The sequence below is a fragment of the Streptomyces sp. SCSIO 30461 genome (assembly GCF_037023745.1).
Taxonomy (GTDB): domain Bacteria; phylum Actinomycetota; class Actinomycetes; order Streptomycetales; family Streptomycetaceae; genus Streptomyces.
In genome coordinates this window covers 3,508,335-3,524,688 of the sequence record NZ_CP146101.1, presented here as the reverse complement: position 1 = coordinate 3,524,688, position 16,354 = coordinate 3,508,335, and the positions used below count along the sequence as shown (strand labels likewise).

Sequence of the window (16,354 nt, the reverse complement as noted above, 5' to 3'; positions counted from 1 at the left end):
CAGCCCTGGTCACGGGACCCAAGGTGCCAGGTCAGAGGTCATGTGAGGCTTCGACTTGCGGCCTGGAGCGTCAAACGGGGGTCGCTCCCTCGTGATGAGAGAACGCGGGGCCTCTCACCGCAGCAACGGTCCGTCCGCGAGCGAGAGCACGGCCTCCCCCGCGACACCGAGGGCGAGGGAGAGTGCGGCTGCCGTGTAGGCGGTGGCGGCGGACCAACGACCCTGGACCGTTTGGGTTTGCGAATGGATGGCGTCGCTGGTGAGGAACAGGGGGCCGAGCCAGCGGAGGTAGTAGAAGAGGGAGGCGACGGTGTTTGCGACGGCAAGGGCGGCCAGCCAGGTGTAGCCGCCGTCCACGGTCGCGCTGAACACCTCCAGTTTGCCGAGGAAGACCCCAGTGGGCGGTGTGCCGACCAGGCCGAGCAGGCAGATGACGAGGACGGTGGTGAGGCCGGGGCGGCGTCTTGCGAGACCGCGGTAGTCCGTCAGCGTGCGGGCGCCGGGGAGTTCGGTCACTACGGCGAAAGCTCCCAGGTTGGTGACCGCGTAGGCGGCCAGGTACAGCAGCAGGCTCCTTTGTGCCAGGTCGGAGCGGGTGGCGACGGACACGGACATCAGGAGGTAGCCGACCTGGCTGATCGTGGAGTAGGCCAGCAGCCGCTTGACGGAGGTCTGGAAGAACGCAGCCAGGTTGCCCAGGGTCATGGTGGCAGCGGCGATGATCGCCAGCAGGAGTGGCCAGTCGAGGTCGGTGTCAGGCAGCGCCTGGTGCAGGAGGCGGTAGACGGCGATCAGGGCGCCGATCTTGGGGAGTGTCGTCACGTAGGCGGCGACGGGGGTGGGCGCCCCGTCGGTGACGTCCGGTACCCAGAAGTGCGCGGGCACCGCCCCGGCCTTGAACAGCAGGCCCGCCAGGACACCGACGAGCCCGACCGCGACGATTCCGTAGGGAGCGTCCGGCAGGGAGTCTGCGAGTTCGCGGTACTGCGTGGCGTGGCCGGCCCCGTACAGCAGCGCGATGCCGGCGAGCATGGTGGTGCCGAGCAAGGCGCCCATGAGGTAGTACTTCAGGGCCGCCTCGGTGCCGGGGGCGTCCTTGGCGAAAGCGGCCAGCGCATAGGCGGGAATGCTGGCCAGAAGGTACGCGGCGAACAGCATCAGCAGGCCGTTCGCGCCCATGAGGGCGAGGGTGCCCGCCCCCGTGAGCAGCAGGAGCACCCAGTACTCGGCCTCGCGCGGGTGACCGCGGACGGTCTCGGTGGACATGGTGATGATCAGTAGCAGAGCGACGAGGACGACGATCCGCCCGACGCCGGTAGCGGTGTCGACGGCGAACGTGTCCGCGAAAACGGTCTGTTCACGGCCCGTCGACATGGTGACGGCTGTGGCCGTCAGTCCGGCCGCGCAGGCGGTGGCCGCGAGCGCGGCGACGATCCACTGGCGACGCCGGGGCAGCCAGGAGCCCGTGAGCAGGCCGATGACGGCTGCGCCCAGGAGGGCGAGTTCGGGAACGAGAGCGGTCAGGTTCTCGTTCACCGTGCCACCAGGCCGGTCAGGGTGCGGCCGGCCGGTTCGATGACGTCGAGCAGCCAGCGTGGCGCGACGCCGATGACGAGGGCGACTGCGAGCAGAGCCGCGGTGGACACCGTCTCGGTGGCCTTGAGATCCGCGATGGCGCCGGTGGGCAGGTTCTGTGGCAGGCGCGGGGTGCCGAGGAACATGCGTCGCAGGGCCGTCAGGAACACGGCCGCGGTGAGGACGATGCCGGTGAGGGCGATGGAGGTGGCGACGGTGCGGGAGGCGAGGCTGCCGGTGAAGATCTGGAACTCGGCGATGAAGCCGGAGAATCCCGGGATGCCGAGACTGGCGAACGCGGCGACGGCGGTGACGGCCGCGAAGCGGGGGGTGTGGGCGGCCAGGCCGGAGTAGGCGTCCATCTCGTAGGTGCCACCGCGTTCCCACAGCACTCCGGCGAGCAGGAACAGGGCCGCGGTGATCAGACCGTGGCTGACCATCTGGGTGACCGCGCCGGTCACCGCGAGGGAGCGCGCCTGCGCGTCGCTTCCGGCCAGTGACCCGGCGGCTCCGACTGCCAGCACGACGTAGCCCATGTGGTTGACCGACGTGTAGGCGATCATGCGTTTGAAGTCCGTCTGGGCCAGAGCCACCAGAGCCCCGTAGACGACGGACACGGCGCCGACGATCACGATGACGAGCGCGTAGTGACGCCAGCTTCCCGGCAGCATGGGCATGGCGATGCGGACGAACCCATAGGTGCCCATCTTCAGCAGGATCCCGGCCAGGATCGCCGAGCCGGCGGCGGGGGCTTCGGTGTGGGCCGGGGGAAGCCAGGTGTGGAAGGGCACGGTGGGGGTCTTGACCGCCAGCCCGAGGCCGATGGCGAGCAGCACCAGTCCCGCGTAGAGGCCGTAGCCGGACAGCGGGTCGGTGCGGATGAGGTCCACGATGTCGAAGGTGTGCGGGTCGGCGGCCAGGTACAGGCCGATGAAGCCGAGCAGCAGGGCGAGGGAGCCGACGAAGGTGTAGAGGAAGAACTTCAGCGCCGCGGCGCGGGCGCGCTCCCCGTGCCCCCAGCCCGCGATGACGAAGAACATGCCGACGATCGACAGGTCGAAGAAGACGAAGAAGAGGATCAGGTCGAGGGCGACGAACAGGCCCAGACTGACTGTCTGGAGGAAGAGGAACAGGCAGACATAGGGGCGCACGTGGCGCCGTTCGCGCAGCGAGTACACGGCGACGGCCAGGAACAGCAGGCAGGTCAGCGCCACCAGGGGCAGGGAGAGTCCGTCCACGCCCACGTGGTAGCCGACGCCGGCGCTGGGCATCCAGCGCACTCGCTGCTCGTACTGGATCCCGCCGCCGGCGTCGAAGCCCGCCCAGACCACGACGACCAGCGCGAGGTCGGCGGCCGCGGCGGTGATCCATGTCCAGACGTACGCCCGGTCGTGGAGGGTGCGCGGCGAGAGCAAGAGCACACCGCAGACCAGCAGCGGCAGGAAGGTGACGATGCTGAGCACAGGACTTACCTCACCAACAGGATGATCAGGACGAGCACGGCGAAGCCGACGGCGGCCTGGGCGTAGTACTGGTGCAGCAGGCCGGTCTGCGGGCGGCGCGCCCAGCGCCCCAGGTTCCGTGCGCCGGTGGCGATCGCGCGGACGACGCCGTCGACACCTTCGTCGTCCAGGCGGCGGGTGAGGCGCGCCGCGGCGAGCGCGCCGCGCGCCGTCTGTCGTACGGCACCGTCGACGACGCGATCGTCGAAGACCGCCAGGGCCCCGGCCGCCTTCATTACGGGGCGGACCACGAGGAGGTACGCGGCCTGTTCCAGACCGAGCCATCCGTACGCCCAGCGCTCGGGGGCAGTCGGCGTCGGCGTCCGCCCGGACGACCACGACCAGCCGAGCACGGCGGCTGCGAGCGCGACCGCGGCCGACAGGGCGAGTTCCCACGGCTCGGGGTACGGCTCGTGCTCTGCGCCGAGCAGTCGACTCAGCCAGGACGCGGGACCCGGCAGGGCCAGGACGCCGAGAGCGGCAGCGGCGAGCGTGAGCATGAGCAGCGGAACCGGTGTCGTACGGGCGATTCTGCGGGTGCCGTGCTGCTCCGTGTCGTAGCCGGGCTCCGGGTCCAGGGGGAGCGGGCGGGTGACGTACCAGACGGCCTTGATGCTGTACACGGCGGCGACGGCCGCCGCCGCGAGGCCCAGGGCGTACAGCCCGGTTCCCTGGGCGCGGGCGGCGGCGAGGACTTCGTCCTTGGCCGCCCACAGGGACAGGGGCGGCAGTCCGGCCAGGGTCAGAGCGCCGACGATGAAGGCCGCGCCGACGGTGCGATAGGCGCGTGCTGCCCCACGCAGGGCGGCCAGCTTCTTGGTGCCCAGTGCCGTCAGCCAGGCCCCTGCGGCGATGAACAACGCCGATTTGGTCGCGGCGTGCGCGACGAGCTGCGTGGTGCCCGCAGTGACGCCGTGACTGCCCGCGGCCAGCACCATGAAGCCGATCTGGGCGGCGGTGGAGGCGGCGAGGAGCTGCTTGAGATCGGTCTGGGCCACGGCGACCAGGCCCAGGGCGAGAGCCGTGGCCGCACCGGTCCAGGCGACCAACGGCCCCGCCCAGCCGGTCGCGGCCAGCAACGGGTCCAGTCGCAGCAGCAGGTAGGCGCCGGCGGCGACCATGGTCGCCGAGTGCAGCAGGGCGGACACCGGGCTCGGGCCTTGCATGGCTCGTGACAGCCAGAAGGAGAGCGGCAGTTGCGCCGACTTGCCCAGCGCTCCCGCGACGACACCGGCGACGACGACGTGCAGCCACGGCGAAGCCGCCGTCGGCAGGGCGTCGAGCCGCAGACCGCCTACACCGCCGGCCACGGCAGCGCCGGCCGCCAGATACAGGCCGAGGTCGGCGGTGCGAGTGGTCAGGAAAGCGACGTCGGCCGCCGCCACGCGCTTTGGCTGCCGCCACCAGTAGCCGATGAGCGCCCAACTGGTCGCACCCATCAGCTCCCACGCCATCAGCAGCAACGGCAGCGTGGTCGCCGTGACCGTGACGAGCATGGCTCCGGCGAAGAGGAGCATAGGACCGAAGAACCGGCCCCGGTTCTCCTCACCGCCCATCTCCCCCACCGCGAACACCAGGACGGCGGCGGTGACCGCGGTGACGGTGACGACCATCACCGCGGAAAGGCCGTCCACCGCCAGCCCGGCTTCGATCTCCGCGAACAGCGGCGTGGATGCCTCCGGTCGGGTCACCGCGGCGGCCAGCGCCGTACCGAGCGTCGCGAGGGCGAGCGCCACGGCGGCAGCGGGCACGTGCCGGTCGAAGTGTGACCCGAACACCGCAAGCAGCGCGCCTCCCCCGAGCGGCAGGGCGATCAGCAGCCAGAGCAGCGCGCTCATCCCTTCAGGTCCTCGGCCATGTCGGTCATGTCGACCTGCCGTGCGCGGTAAATGGCGGTGGTCACGGCAAAGCCCATGGCCATCTCCACCGCCATCGCCACCACGGCCGCCACGATCACCACCTGTCCGCTGCCGGCGGCCGGTGCCAGGAAGTGCCAGAAGTCCGCGGCGGCGACGATGATCCCGCCGATCATCAGCTCGATCCCCATCATGATCATGACGATGGACTGCCGGGAGAGGGCACCGAACAGACCGGTGCAGAAGAGTCCTGCGGCGAGGACCAGGAGCAGTTCGAACGTCATCGGCCCACACCCCCGACCGCGGGATCCTTCGCGGGACGCTGGTCGAGGTCGTCGCCGAGGCGGTCGTAGCGGCCCCGCCGGGTGGCGAGCGCGGTGGCGCCTACCATCGTGGCCAGCAGCACGAAACCGAGCGTGACCATGGTGAGCATCTGTTCCCCCATGAGCGACACACCGACCTGAACGGTCGTGTCCCTCGGGCGTGGTGGCGACCGGTCGGGCCAGGGCACCACGAAGATCCCGGCCACCAGCGCGGCGAACACCGCCACGCTGATCACCAGGGCACCGCGGGTGTTGTGCAGCATCGACATCGGCATCAGACCTGCCGGATTCATCATGTAAGCGATCATGAACACGGCCATGATCACCATCTCCATGACCATCATCAGCACGATCACCACGCCGAGATACGGCAGCCCCAGCACCGTCACCACGGCGCCGACGCACATGAGGGAGCCCAGCAGTGCGAAGGTCACCCGAGCCATGGAGTCCAGGGTGAACACCAGAACGCCGCCGGCCAGGGCGAGCACACCCAGCACCCACAGCAGCACCACGCCCGTCACGCTCACCGCTCGCTCCTCTCCGCCGACTGATTCACCCTGCTAGCCGAGGGCGGCCAGGGCCGGCACCAGCGTCTGCAGGACGGCCACCGGAAGCAGCACCACCCAGGCGAACTCCACGTACCGGTCGGCCCGCAACACCGGCAATCGCCGCATCACCCACACCAGCAACCCCAGCACCAGCACCGTCTTGACCGCCTGCCAGGCCCATCCCGGCAACCCCGGACCGGCACCGCCGCCCAGGAACAGCGGCACCGCCATCGCAGCACCGGACGCCAGCCACAGCCATCGACCGGCCTGCAGCAGCAACTGGTCCACACCCGAGGTCTCCCCCAGCACCCCGTCGGCGATGTCCCGCCCTGCCGGGTAGGCGAACGGGCCCAGGAAACTGAAGGCGAGCACTCCCGCCAGGTAGACCACGAAGGCGAAGGGCATCCACACCGCGAACCACAAACCGTGCTGCGCAGCGACGACGTCACCCACCCGCAGGGACTGCGCCCCGGTCGCGGCCGAGATCAGTGCGAACATCAACGGAAGTTCGTACGCCAGGCCTTGGGCGAGAAACCGGTAGCCGCCGACCAGGGAGAACGCCGCGTTCGGCCCCCACCCGGCGAGCCACAGCCCGGCCCAGGTGAGCACCTCCATGGCGTTGAACCACACCACCCCGACCGACAGGTCAGCCACTACTGCGCCGCCGAACGGGATCACCAGGGTGGACAGGATCGCGGCCACCGGAACGGTGATCACCCCGGCCCGCCACAGCAGGACATCAGGAGCCGGCAGGCGCCGGGGCTGCGCGAGCAGCGCCCGCGGCACACCGAGGAACGGCCGCCCCAGGGTTGCGACGCGCACGGGCCTGCCCGCGTCACGGGCATCGAGCAACGCGCTGCCGGCCACCGCCAGGCCCGCCAGAGCGAGCAGCAACACGGGAGCCGCCAACAACGTCCACCACGTCCCCGCCTCAGTCACGGGCCATCACCCCGCCCGGCGTGACGGTGAGTTCGTCGAGGTCCGGGTCAAGGCTGGCGACGATGAGCCGGGCCGCGGCCAGCTCCGCCCCCTTCAGCAGACCGGGCAGCAGCCTGACCAGCGCGTCCGACGGCGGTGCACCGTCCCGCCAGTGACCGCGAGGGCTGTCGTCCACTTCCGGCCGGAGCGGTGACGCTTCCTCCAGTCGCTGCACGTCACGGCGAATGTCGGCGAGCCACTGCCGGTAGCGGTCGGTCACGTCACCGCCGGCCCGCGCCGCCGGCCCGCTCACCCCGGCATCACTCGCCTCCTGCGTGCTCAACCCGCCGATCCCGCGAGTCAGCCAGGCCAACGTCCGTGACCGGCCGACCCGGCTGGCGAAACGTTCGAGCCGTGGCCAGACGGCCGCGCCGGGCGCACCCTCCAGGAGGTCGTCACGCAGCCGTCCGGCCACGGTCGCCTCGGCGGGCCAGCCGGCCACCGAGAGCAGTCGGGCCAGACTGTCCAGATGCGCGGCGGCTCGCCTGCGGGCCGCCGCGCCCCCGCTCACCCGCTCCCCCGCCGCCTCGCGCACCCACGGCTCCGCCCAGAACGCCCCCGATACGGCCAGGGCGGACCGGCCCGGCTTTGCAACCTCGGCTTGCTGCACCACGTCGCCCTGCAAGGTCACACGGACGATCAGCCCGGACGGCCAGTCGGCGAGCAACGGCCCGAGAGAGATATGCAGTTGATCGAGCGTCAACCCGTCGCGGTCCTGGCCCTGACCAGCCATCGGCAACCCGCCCGGCATATCCATGCCACCGCCACCCCCGTGACCGCCGTGACCCCCGTGGCCGTGATCCCCCCCGCCGCCGTGACCTTGACGGAGTTCATCCTGGGAGTCGGCCTGGCCACCTCCGTGCTGCGCCTTCGCACCATGGTGATGGCCGCTGTCCCCGTCGGGCTTGTCGTGCCGACCGCCGCGGGCACCGTCCCACTCGCCCGGGCTCTGATCACCGGGCCCCGTCGAGGGGTGGACACCGTCGTCATCACCGATCCCGGCGGCTCCGGCCGCCCCGAGGACTTCGATGCGCTGATCGGCGAGCGAGCCGAGCCGGTGCCGTCCACCCTCCAGTAGGGCCTGCACATCGCCGGCGCAGGACGCGTGCACACGGACCCGGGGAGCCGGCAGGTCCCGCCAGAGCCGGTCCACCGCCACGCGCAGATCCGGGCAGTCCGGCCCTGCGACGAGCAGCACGTCCGCTTGAGCCGGGGTGGAGGCAGAAGGCCAGTCCCACTGCCTCAGCAGGCGCTCGGCTTCCAGCCGCGCGGCCGTTCCGCCAGGGAGGACGGCGAGCAACACTCGGGGTCGGGCGGCAGCAGCCCGCAAAGCAAGAGCGGTCACGCCCATCGCAGAGCACCCTCCCGCCAGGCGTAGACGACACCGGTCAGGAGAACCGCCAGAAAGACGAACATCTCGATCACCGCACCGGGCCCCATGACGGAGATCACCCGCGTCCACGGGTACATGAACACCATCTCCATGTCGAAGGCCAGGAACAGCATCGTCACGGTGTACCAGCGCACGTGGAACCGGCTCACCGCATGCTCGACCGGCTCCAGCCCCGACCCGAACGGCGCGACGGTCACCTGCTCGGAGGACAACCGCGCCGCCCAGGCCGCACCGTAGACGCCGACGACGGTCAGCACGCCCACTCCCAGCAGCGACAGCAACGCGGCGGTACCGCTCACCTCTTCCCACCGCCCATGGCCGGGCAGGCGACCGGCGGACGGCCCCGGATGCGCCGGATCACAGGCCCGGGGCGAACCCCACCGTCCTGGGCAGCCATCTGCGAACTCCTCTTCGCTGCGGTCCCGAGCCGTTCCCGGGGGCCCACGCAATCGGCGAGCGGGCCGGACTTCCTCTCAGAGCATTCCTGCCGTGGGCTGCGATGAGGGCGGGGCGCGCCGAGTTCGTGAAGGTTCGCGCATGCATCCAGCCGCATCCGCGGTCCCGCCTCCACCGTGATCGGGTACACGGCGGCTGATGGCTACTTCCTCACTCATCGATGTGCGGCTCCGAAGGCGACGGGTGCGTCTGCCCGTGGATCTTCCGGTGTGGCCCGCTCGAGTACGCCGTGTACGCCGTCACCACAACCGCCCGACTGGTCACCTGACCGACGGTGCGGTGGCACGTGGTCACGCCGCAGCGGAAGGCCGCGTGCTCGATGCTCGTCACTCTTCCTTGTGACGTTTCCGGGAAGCCCATGCCGGGGCGGGATGCATGCACGCTCCCGCCCCGGCGGGCGATCAGCCGACGTTCATGGTGATGGCTGCGGTGTGGAGCGTGCCGGCGGTCTGGAACTGCAGGAACAGCCGCCAGTCGCCTGCCTTGGGCAGTTCGGCGTGGAAGGTCAGACTGGGCCCGCCCCGGTCGCCCGAGACTTCTGTCTCGGGGTGGAGATGCGCCAGGGCCTGGTCGCCTGCGTGGAAGGCGGTCAGGCGGGCGTGGGTGTCGAGGTACGGCTCCAGGTCGGAGACCGGCCTGCCGTCCTTGGTCACGGTGACGGTGAGCGGTTGCGCCATGCCCGCCATGGGCCGACCGGTGACGTTGACTGTGACGGTGTAGCCGTCGACGGTGGTGGTGGTGCCGGACGCCTTGGGAAGCGTGACCCTGGACGCGGAGCCGGGGACGGTTGCCGTGGTACTCAGAACGAAACCCTGGACCTTGCCCGGCCCGCTGTCCGGGGTGAAGGAGGCATACATGCGCCACGTGCCCGGCTGGAGGGCCGTCAGTGGAGCGGTCCAGGTGCCGTCGGGGGCCATGGTGGGGTGAATGTGCTGGAAGCCGGTGAGGTCGCTACGGATGGCGTAGAAGTGCAACCGCTTCGTCTGCTCGACGCTGAACTCGGTCACGGGCTTGCCGTCCGGGCCGGTGATGGCGAACCGGTAGGCGGCTGCCTTTCCGGCGGGGAGGGTGGGCGAGGCGGCGCTGAGGCGGTAGCCGTTCTTCGCTGCGGCCAAGCCGTCGTCGGACGCCATGTCCATCTTGCCGGCCATGTCGTGGCCCGCAGCGCCTGTGGCCGAGGGAGCGTGAGAAGTTGCCCGATCAGGGGCGGGCACGGCCTGCTCACATCCGCGCGATACACACCTGAAGCAGCAGGGGACGGCCACCCGGCGGTGCCCGCCGACGGGCAGCGGACAGCCCGGTCGTTCGACCGGTCAACACCCACATCGCCGCTGTCCCCATCAGGGCGAAGACCGTGAGGGCGGGCAGCAGGAGCGGGCCGTGCTCGGGAGTGGACACACGCACCGCGTGATGGGCAGGAGACGGGAGACCGGCGCGAACCGCCGGACCGGTGGAGTCACCGGCCACCGGGATGGTCGAGGTGCTCATGTCGTGGTGGGGCAGCGCGGCTGCCCCACCGGACGGGGACGCGCCACCCGCCGTGTCCCCGTGGCAGCCTTCGGCGGCAGCCGGACTGCCGTGCATAAGGAACAGACCGGCAAGCAGCACACAGACCGCCAGCAGCCGGGCTACTGCCGGGCTACTGGCGGTGCGGGCACTGGTTGCTGTCATCGGCTCCTTCTCGCCTCAGGACGTCTGCTGTGCAGGGTGTGGAATCTCGCAGCTTCGATCGGGAATACGTGAGCGGCCCGAACTCGACGTTCGATGTACGGCCGTGCAGGTGCGCCGCTCACCCCCGCACGGTGATCAGTGGCCGTCTCCTGCCTCGACCGATAGCAGCTTGGTGAAGGTCTCGCCACCGTCTTTCGACTCGTAGACGCCGGTTTGGGTGGCGGCCAGGATGCGTTTGGCGTCAACCGCAGTAAGCGCCTGGGCCTGTCCGCCCGGCACCGCGCCCGCCTGTTTCCATGTGGAGCCGCCGTCGGTGCTGCGGCTGATCCCGCCCGAGTCGTCCATCCCGTACAGGACCCTGGGCGCCACCCAGGAGAGAAAAGCGATGACCGGCTGCCTTCCTGGGGCGAAGGTTCGTCCGCCGTCGGCGCTCTTGGCGACACCGTCGGCGGTGGTGGCGAGCACAGTGTCCGGGTCCGCGGGGCTGACTGCGATGTCCAGGGCCTGAAGCTCGGCACGGTCGACCCACGCGGATCCGTCCTTGCTGACGCGTAGCGATGCGTTGGTGCTGTCGTAGCCGTAGATGATGCCATGGGCGTATTCGAGGGAGTGGAAGTCGGCTTCGCCGGTGAGGGAGCGGGGCTGCCACGTCCGTCCGGCATCGGTGCTCTGGATCAGCCCGTGGTTACTGTGGCCGCCGGTGCCCTGGGCAGGGTGTCCGCTGGCCAGGAAGGTGTTCGCCTTCGTCACGGTGAAGCCCATGAAGTCGTCCCTGCTGGTGCCGACCCGCCGGGCTGCCCCGTCTTCTCCCAGGGTGAAGACGCCTTGGTGGGAGGCGACGTAGATCCGACCGTCGGAGGGGTCGATTCCCAGACCGTGCACGTGGCCATGCACGACGGCGGATGTCTTCGGTGGAGCGGCTTCGTTTGCGGAGTCGCTGTCGGAGTCGCCGGAACAGGCCGTCACGGCGGCCCCGAGCGCGAGGATTACGGTGGCGGCGAGAAGCCGTCGGGTGGTGTTCTTCATATTCCTGGTCCTGCCGGGGTGGGGAGCGTACCCGTCGTGGGGCCCGGACGGTAGCGAGGCATCGCCTGCCGTCCTTTCGGTTCTGTCGGTGGCTGTGGCTGTCGTCGTGTCCCACGTCGGCCTCACCGCCACCCTCCTTGTCCGCAGCTGAAGTTCCGCTGCCAGGGCACCTGTGGGTCCTTGATGACGTCGGCAACGAAGGACACCAGCAGGCCAAGCGGGACGAGGACGGCAATGCGTGCAGAGAGTGCTCTGCGCAGCGCGGCCCGCCCGCCCACTGGAGCAGCATTCGTCGCGTGAGCGGGTCGGTCGATGAGCTGGGACGAGGACAAGGGCATGCTCCTTGGCGGGTCGGCGCACGTCGCGGCGCCGGCATGGCAGAAGGGGAAGGAAAGACAGCGGACGGCCTGCGCGGCAGAGGGCGTCGCGCGCCGTGCCGCACTGCAGCGGGATGGCAGAAGGGCGCACCGCGCAGCGGTGCGGGATTCCGGAATCTATACCCGCTGAATGACCCAGTTGGCCGTACTTCGAGGAGGAGGCAGCGCAGACCGTTCGCCGGGCAGCGCGGATTTCCCTGCCATGGCCAGCGGGCAGGGCGAGTGCGGTTCGAGCACAGTCTGGGCGGGAGCCGACGGGCCGGACCCTTGCTGCGGCTGCCCGGACACACACTTGCCGGCCGGATGGGAGTGCTGTCCGCCTTCGTCGTGGTCCGACGTGGACTGAGCGTCCTGCGGCCCGGCGTGGCGGTCTGGCAGGAAGTACGCCGCAGGCCCGGCGGCAACGTTGGTCGTGTGACTTGTGGCGGTTTCGGCGCTCACGCCGTGGGTGTACAGCACGCCGAACAGCAGGGCCGCCAACCACAGCACGCGCAGCGGACCGGCCGACAGGCCGGTCCGCGGCTTGCTGGATGGCATCCAGGCCGTGGCCATGCCCCGAGCCTAGCCGTACGTATGGCCGTGGTGTCCGCGGGGCGCTGCCAGCCGGGGGCTGATCATCCCGGTCGCACGGCGGGGTCTCGCCCGGCGGCTGAGGAAAGGGCCGTTCAGGATTTGGTGGCAGGCCCACCCTTGTCGAGCTTGCGCACAACCTTCGTGGCCAGCCGTTTCATGAACTGCTGCAGGCGGCGGGGCGACCGCCCTGCCTGGAGGTCGACGCTGCGCCGTGTGTGCTTGAGGATCTTGACGAACGAGATCCGGTCAGGGTCCGGTCCCTCACCGTCGGCCGGCCGCATGATGATTCGGTTCAGACAGGGATGGAGGGTCAGGTGGGCCCAGATTCCCTGCCGTACCAGTTCCGGCGATGCCGACCGCAGCGGTCGACCTTCCCCGATGGTCTCGCCGCCGTCGACCGGGTAGTCGATCGCCCACACTGTCACCCCGCACGGATGGGAGCGCCGCCGCCCGGCAAGGTTCATCCGGGTCAGATGGGTCCCGTCAGACAAGACCTCCATGGGGCTCGCGGCGACGAAGGCGCGGGCTCTGATCAGTACGCGATCACCCGATCGAGACTCCCGTTCGACGCCGACCCCTCGAGACCAGAACGACAGCGGGTACTTACACGCAGTCTGTTCCCGCTGATCGGCAGCCCTGATGCGGTTCAGGCGACGCGGGTGTCGTAGGTCTCGCGGTTGGCAAGCACATCGTCCATGTGCACCTCGGCCCAGGCCTTGAGTCCGCGCATCATCTCGTACAGCGACAGGCCGAGATCGGTCAGCTCGTAGGACACCGTGACCGGGACGGTCGGCACCACGGTCCGGGACACCAGGCCGTCGCGCTCCAGGGAGCGCAGCGTCTGGGTGAGCATCTTCTGGCTGACGCCGGCCAGCAGGCGCTGCAACTCCGAATAGCGCATCACCCGGGACCCGCCGGCGCAGTCGACGCCGGGCTGATGCGCGCTGTCGCTGCCGAGCGCGGCCAGGATCAGCGTGACCCACTTGTTCGAGATCCGGTCGATCAGCTTGCGGCTGGGGCAGGCCGCCACGAAGGCGTTGTACTCCACCTTGGCCTGTGACCTTTGCTGGGCTGCCGTCATCGTCGCCATGGACCATTCCTCCCACCCGTGGGTGCCCTACGCACTTCGAAGTGCCTACTTCCCGATCAGAAGTTACGCACCAATAGTGGTGCAAGGTGGCTGTCAGGCACCACCCCCTGGCTCAACACGAAAGGCACACCATGAGCACCCCCTCCGCCTCGCTTCCCGGCGGCACTTGGACCCTGGGCGACCTGGCCGTCACCCGGTTCGGCTACGGCGCCATGCAACTCGCCGGCCCCTGGGTCATGGGCCCACCAGCCGACCGCGTCGGCGCACTGGCCGTCCTGCGCGAGGCCGTCGACCTCGGGATCACCCACATCGACACCGCCGACGCCTACGGCCCGCACATCACCAACCAGCTGATACGCGAAGCGCTGCACCCGTACCCCGACGCGCTGCACATCGTGACCAAGGTCGGCGCGACCCGCGACGAGGAGGGCGGCTGGCCTTCGGCCCGCGAGCCCGAAGAGTTGCGCAGGGCCGTCCAGGAGAACCTGGACAACCTCGGCCTCGAGACGCTGGACGTGGTCAACCTCCGGCTCGGCGACGCCCAGGGCCCCGTGCCCGGTTCGCTCGCCGAAGCCTTCGCAACACTCGTCGAACTCCAGCAACAAGGCCTGATCCGACACCTCGGCGTGAGCAACGCGACGGCGGAACAGGTCACCGAGGCACGCTCGATCGCCCCGATCGTGTGCGTGCAGAACATGTACAACCTCGCCCACCGCCACGACGACGAGCTGATCGACGAACTCGCCGAACAGGGCATCGCCTACGTGCCCTTCTTCCCCCTCGGCGGCTTCAGCCCGCTGCAGTCCTCGACGCTCACGGCCGTAGCCACCCGGTTGGCCGCTACGCCCATGTCAGTCGCCCTGGCCTGGCTGCTGCGGCGGTCGCCGAACATCCTGCTGATCCCCGGCACCTCGTCGGTGGCACACCTGCGCGAGAACGCAGCCAGCGCGGGACTCCAGCTCTCCGACGACGATCTCGCCGGGCTCGACAAGATCGGCCGCTAATCCTACGGGCACTCACCAGCGGCTGGGCCGGATCAACCGCGGGACGCTCGGGCAGCGGCGCCGCGAATTGATCCCGCAGCGAGTCGGTCCAGCCACGCTGTCCTCTGCCACCGCCGATGGCACGCCTACGCCGACACCACACCATGACCAGAAAGCCCGGCAGCAGCTCTCCACAGCTGCCGTGACCAGGCGAAAGAAAGCTACCCGACCATCACGAAAAGCTGGGTCGGCATCGGCTTCAAGAACGCCGTCATCGAGCACGGCGCCAAACTCGGCATCGACGTCGAAGTCGTCAACCGCAACCCCGAAAAGCGCGGCTTCCATGTCGTCAAAAGGCGCTGGGGCGTAGAGCGGAGTATCGGCTGGATCATGATGCACCGCCGCCTCGCCCGCGACTACGAGACCCTCACCACCAGCTCCGAGGCCATGATCCACATCGCCTCCATCGACAACCCGGCCATGCGGATAACGGACGAGACCACACCAACCCGGCGAGGAACCTACTAGAACATAAAGGGCAATCAGCCCACTTCGAACGCCCTCTCAGAAGAACACCCCGCAGCGCAGCAGCACGTTCGCGTACGGGCGGGCCTCGCCCGTACGGACGACCAGACGTACGTCCGCCGTCATGTCCTTCAGCTTCTCGTGCGGGACCAGGCCCAACCCCGTAAAGCGGATGTCCAGGAACGCCCAGGCCTCCGGGTTCGCATCCCGGACCTCACACGCCGCCGTCGCGCCTTCCACCACCAATTCGTCCAGCAGACCGTCCAGGACCTCGGTGAAGGACGGCACCCCGGCGCGGAAGGCCAGGTCCACCATCTTCGGGCCCGCCGGGATCGGCATGCCTGCGTCGCACACCAGCACCCCGTCCCCGTGCCCCAACTCGGCGAGCGCGCCCGCAAGATGACGATTCAGAATTCCGGCCTTCTTCACAGTGCGACGACCTCCTCAGCGGTGGGGAACGACCCCTGCGCCCCGGGTCGGGTCACCGCCACCGCCCCCACACGCGCCGCGTACGCCGCCGAGTCCGATAGCGACGAGCCCCTGCTCAGCCGCCAGGCCAGCGCCGCGGTGAACGCGTCGCCCGCGCCCGTCGTGTCCACGGCATCCACCTTCACGGACGTGACCCTGGTCGTGGCGTCATCGGTCGCCACCAGCGCACCCTCGGCGCCCAGTGTCACCACGACCGAGCGGGGGCCGAGCACCAGCAGCGCGTGTGCCCAGTCCTCAGGCGAGCTGCCCAGGTCCCCGCCCGCGATGACCCGTGCCTCGTGCTCGTTCACGATCAGCGGGTCGCAGGCCGCCAGCACCTCCGCGGGCAGCGGCCGGGGCGGCGAGGGGTTCAGTACGAAGCGGGCGCCGGACGGCAGGTTCCGTACGAGCTCCACGACCGTCTCCAGCGGGATCTCCAGCTGCGCCGAGACCACCCGGGAGGCGCGCAGCAGGCCGATGGCGGCCCGGACGTCTTCCGGGGCGAGCCGCCCGTTCGCTCCTGGAGACACCACGATGCTGTTGTCCCCCGACGGATCCACGGTGATCAGCGCTATCCCGGTGGGCGCCCCGCCGACCAGGATCCCCACGCCGTCGACGCCGGCGTCGCGCTGCGCGTCCAGCAGCAGTCGGCCGTGCGCGTCGTCGCCGACCCTGGCCAGCAGCGCCGTACGCGCGCCGAGGCGTGCGGCGGCGACCGCCTGGTTCGCGCCCTTGCCGCCCGGGTGGACGGCCAGGTCGGAGCCGAGCACGGTCTCCCCGGCCGCGGGCCGTCGCTCGACCCCGATCACCAGGTCCGCGTTGGCTGATCCCACGACCAGGAGGTCGTAGTCGTACATGAACTGTCTCCCTACGGGTCCCCACGGACCCCATGGATCGACGGGCTCCAAGGACCCCTGTCAACGGACCCCGCGGATCCCTGCAGCGGTGAAGGCCGGTGCCAAGGCCGCGGGTCGCGCGTCGTGCGCGTCCTGCGGCCGTGGCGACCGGAC

At 70.0% G+C, this 16,354-nt stretch carries 18 protein-coding genes and 1 pseudogene; 3 read left to right on the top strand and 16 right to left on the bottom strand.

Going from position 1 to position 16,354, the window contains the following annotated elements; all coding sequences use genetic code 11:
• Positions 1-114 precede the first annotated feature (114 nt).
• From V1460_RS15520 to V1460_RS15490, 7 genes are read right to left on the bottom strand one after another with little or no spacing between them, the layout of a single operon-like run.
• On the bottom strand, positions 115-1,536 hold the full coding sequence (locus tag V1460_RS15520; RefSeq protein WP_338674308.1) for an NADH-quinone oxidoreductase subunit N: 1,422 nt from the start codon (positions 1,534-1,536) through the stop codon (positions 115-117).
• A complete protein-coding gene (locus V1460_RS15515; RefSeq protein ID WP_338674307.1) occupies positions 1,533-3,038 on the bottom strand; it encodes an NADH-quinone oxidoreductase subunit M in 1,506 nt (501 codons plus the stop codon). Before V1460_RS15515 ends, V1460_RS15520 begins: the two co-directional genes overlap by 4 nt.
• A gap of 5 nt (positions 3,039-3,043) precedes the next feature.
• A complete protein-coding gene (locus V1460_RS15510) occupies positions 3,044-4,915 on the bottom strand; it encodes a proton-conducting transporter membrane subunit (RefSeq protein ID WP_338674306.1) in 1,872 nt (623 codons plus the stop codon).
• Positions 4,912-5,217 (bottom strand): NADH-quinone oxidoreductase subunit K, encoded by a 306-nt coding sequence (locus V1460_RS15505; RefSeq protein WP_338674305.1) that lies wholly within the window; start codon positions 5,215-5,217, stop codon positions 4,912-4,914. The genes V1460_RS15510 and V1460_RS15505 overlap by 4 nt, the downstream gene beginning before the upstream one ends.
• Positions 5,214-5,777 carry an NADH-quinone oxidoreductase subunit J gene (locus tag V1460_RS15500; protein WP_338678061.1) on the bottom strand — a complete coding sequence of 188 codons (564 nt, stop codon included), beginning with the start codon at positions 5,775-5,777 and terminating at the stop codon, positions 5,214-5,216. Before V1460_RS15500 ends, V1460_RS15505 begins: the two co-directional genes overlap by 4 nt.
• A gap of 39 nt (positions 5,778-5,816) precedes the next feature.
• Positions 5,817-6,743 (bottom strand): NADH-quinone oxidoreductase subunit H, encoded by a 927-nt coding sequence (locus V1460_RS15495; RefSeq protein ID WP_338674304.1) that lies wholly within the window; start codon positions 6,741-6,743, stop codon positions 5,817-5,819.
• Positions 6,736-7,539 carry a hypothetical protein gene (locus V1460_RS15490; protein WP_338674303.1) on the bottom strand — a complete coding sequence of 268 codons (804 nt, stop codon included), beginning with the start codon at positions 7,537-7,539 and terminating at the stop codon, positions 6,736-6,738. Before V1460_RS15490 ends, V1460_RS15495 begins: the two co-directional genes overlap by 8 nt.
• A 15-nt stretch (positions 7,540-7,554) precedes the next feature.
• Between V1460_RS15490 and V1460_RS15485 the strand changes: the two genes are divergently transcribed.
• A complete protein-coding gene (locus V1460_RS15485) occupies positions 7,555-7,860 on the top strand; it encodes a hypothetical protein (RefSeq protein ID WP_338674302.1) in 306 nt (101 codons plus the stop codon).
• 263 nt (positions 7,861-8,123) lie between these two features.
• On the opposite strand, the gene V1460_RS15480 is transcribed toward V1460_RS15485, so the two are convergent.
• From V1460_RS15480 to V1460_RS15450, 7 genes are all read right to left on the bottom strand, one after another.
• Positions 8,124-8,474 carry an NADH-quinone oxidoreductase subunit A gene (locus tag V1460_RS15480; protein ID WP_338674301.1) on the bottom strand — a complete coding sequence of 117 codons (351 nt, stop codon included), beginning with the start codon at positions 8,472-8,474 and terminating at the stop codon, positions 8,124-8,126.
• 558 nt (positions 8,475-9,032) lie between these two features.
• On the bottom strand, positions 9,033-9,782 hold the full coding sequence (locus tag V1460_RS15475; protein ID WP_338674300.1) for a hypothetical protein: 750 nt from the start codon (positions 9,780-9,782) through the stop codon (positions 9,033-9,035).
• Between the two features lie 70 nt (positions 9,783-9,852).
• Positions 9,853-10,302, bottom strand: a complete 450-nt coding sequence (locus V1460_RS15470) for a hypothetical protein (protein ID WP_338674299.1) — start codon at positions 10,300-10,302, stop codon at positions 9,853-9,855.
• A 135-nt stretch (positions 10,303-10,437) separates the two neighbouring features.
• Entirely contained in the window at positions 10,438-11,328 is an 891-nt protein-coding gene (locus V1460_RS15465) for a F510_1955 family glycosylhydrolase (protein ID WP_338674298.1), read from the bottom strand.
• A gap of 494 nt (positions 11,329-11,822) precedes the next feature.
• Positions 11,823-12,257 (bottom strand): hypothetical protein, encoded by a 435-nt coding sequence (locus tag V1460_RS15460; RefSeq protein ID WP_338674297.1) that lies wholly within the window; start codon positions 12,255-12,257, stop codon positions 11,823-11,825.
• A 113-nt stretch (positions 12,258-12,370) separates the two neighbouring features.
• Positions 12,371-12,769, bottom strand: coding sequence for a hypothetical protein (locus V1460_RS15455; RefSeq protein WP_338674296.1), 399 nt, complete (start codon positions 12,767-12,769; stop codon positions 12,371-12,373).
• Positions 12,770-12,924: 155 nt separating this feature from the next.
• On the bottom strand, positions 12,925-13,368 hold the full coding sequence (locus V1460_RS15450) for a helix-turn-helix domain-containing protein (protein WP_338674295.1): 444 nt from the start codon (positions 13,366-13,368) through the stop codon (positions 12,925-12,927).
• Positions 13,369-13,499: 131 nt separating this feature from the next.
• Between V1460_RS15450 and V1460_RS15445 the strand changes: the two genes are divergently transcribed.
• Entirely contained in the window at positions 13,500-14,372 is an 873-nt protein-coding gene (locus tag V1460_RS15445; RefSeq protein WP_338674294.1) for an aldo/keto reductase family oxidoreductase, read from the top strand.
• 183 nt (positions 14,373-14,555) lie between these two features.
• Positions 14,556-14,879: pseudogene (locus V1460_RS15440) on the top strand (transposase); the annotation flags it as partial.
• A 36-nt stretch (positions 14,880-14,915) separates the two neighbouring features.
• Here V1460_RS15440 and rbsD read toward each other — a convergent pair.
• Both rbsD and V1460_RS15430 read right to left on the bottom strand, forming a co-directional pair.
• On the bottom strand, positions 14,916-15,305 hold the full coding sequence (gene rbsD / locus V1460_RS15435) for a D-ribose pyranase (RefSeq protein WP_338674293.1): 390 nt from the start codon (positions 15,303-15,305) through the stop codon (positions 14,916-14,918).
• Positions 15,302-16,201, bottom strand: a complete 900-nt coding sequence (locus V1460_RS15430) for a ribokinase (RefSeq protein ID WP_338674292.1) — start codon at positions 16,199-16,201, stop codon at positions 15,302-15,304. The genes rbsD and V1460_RS15430 overlap by 4 nt, the downstream gene beginning before the upstream one ends.
• Positions 16,202-16,354 lie beyond the last annotated feature (153 nt).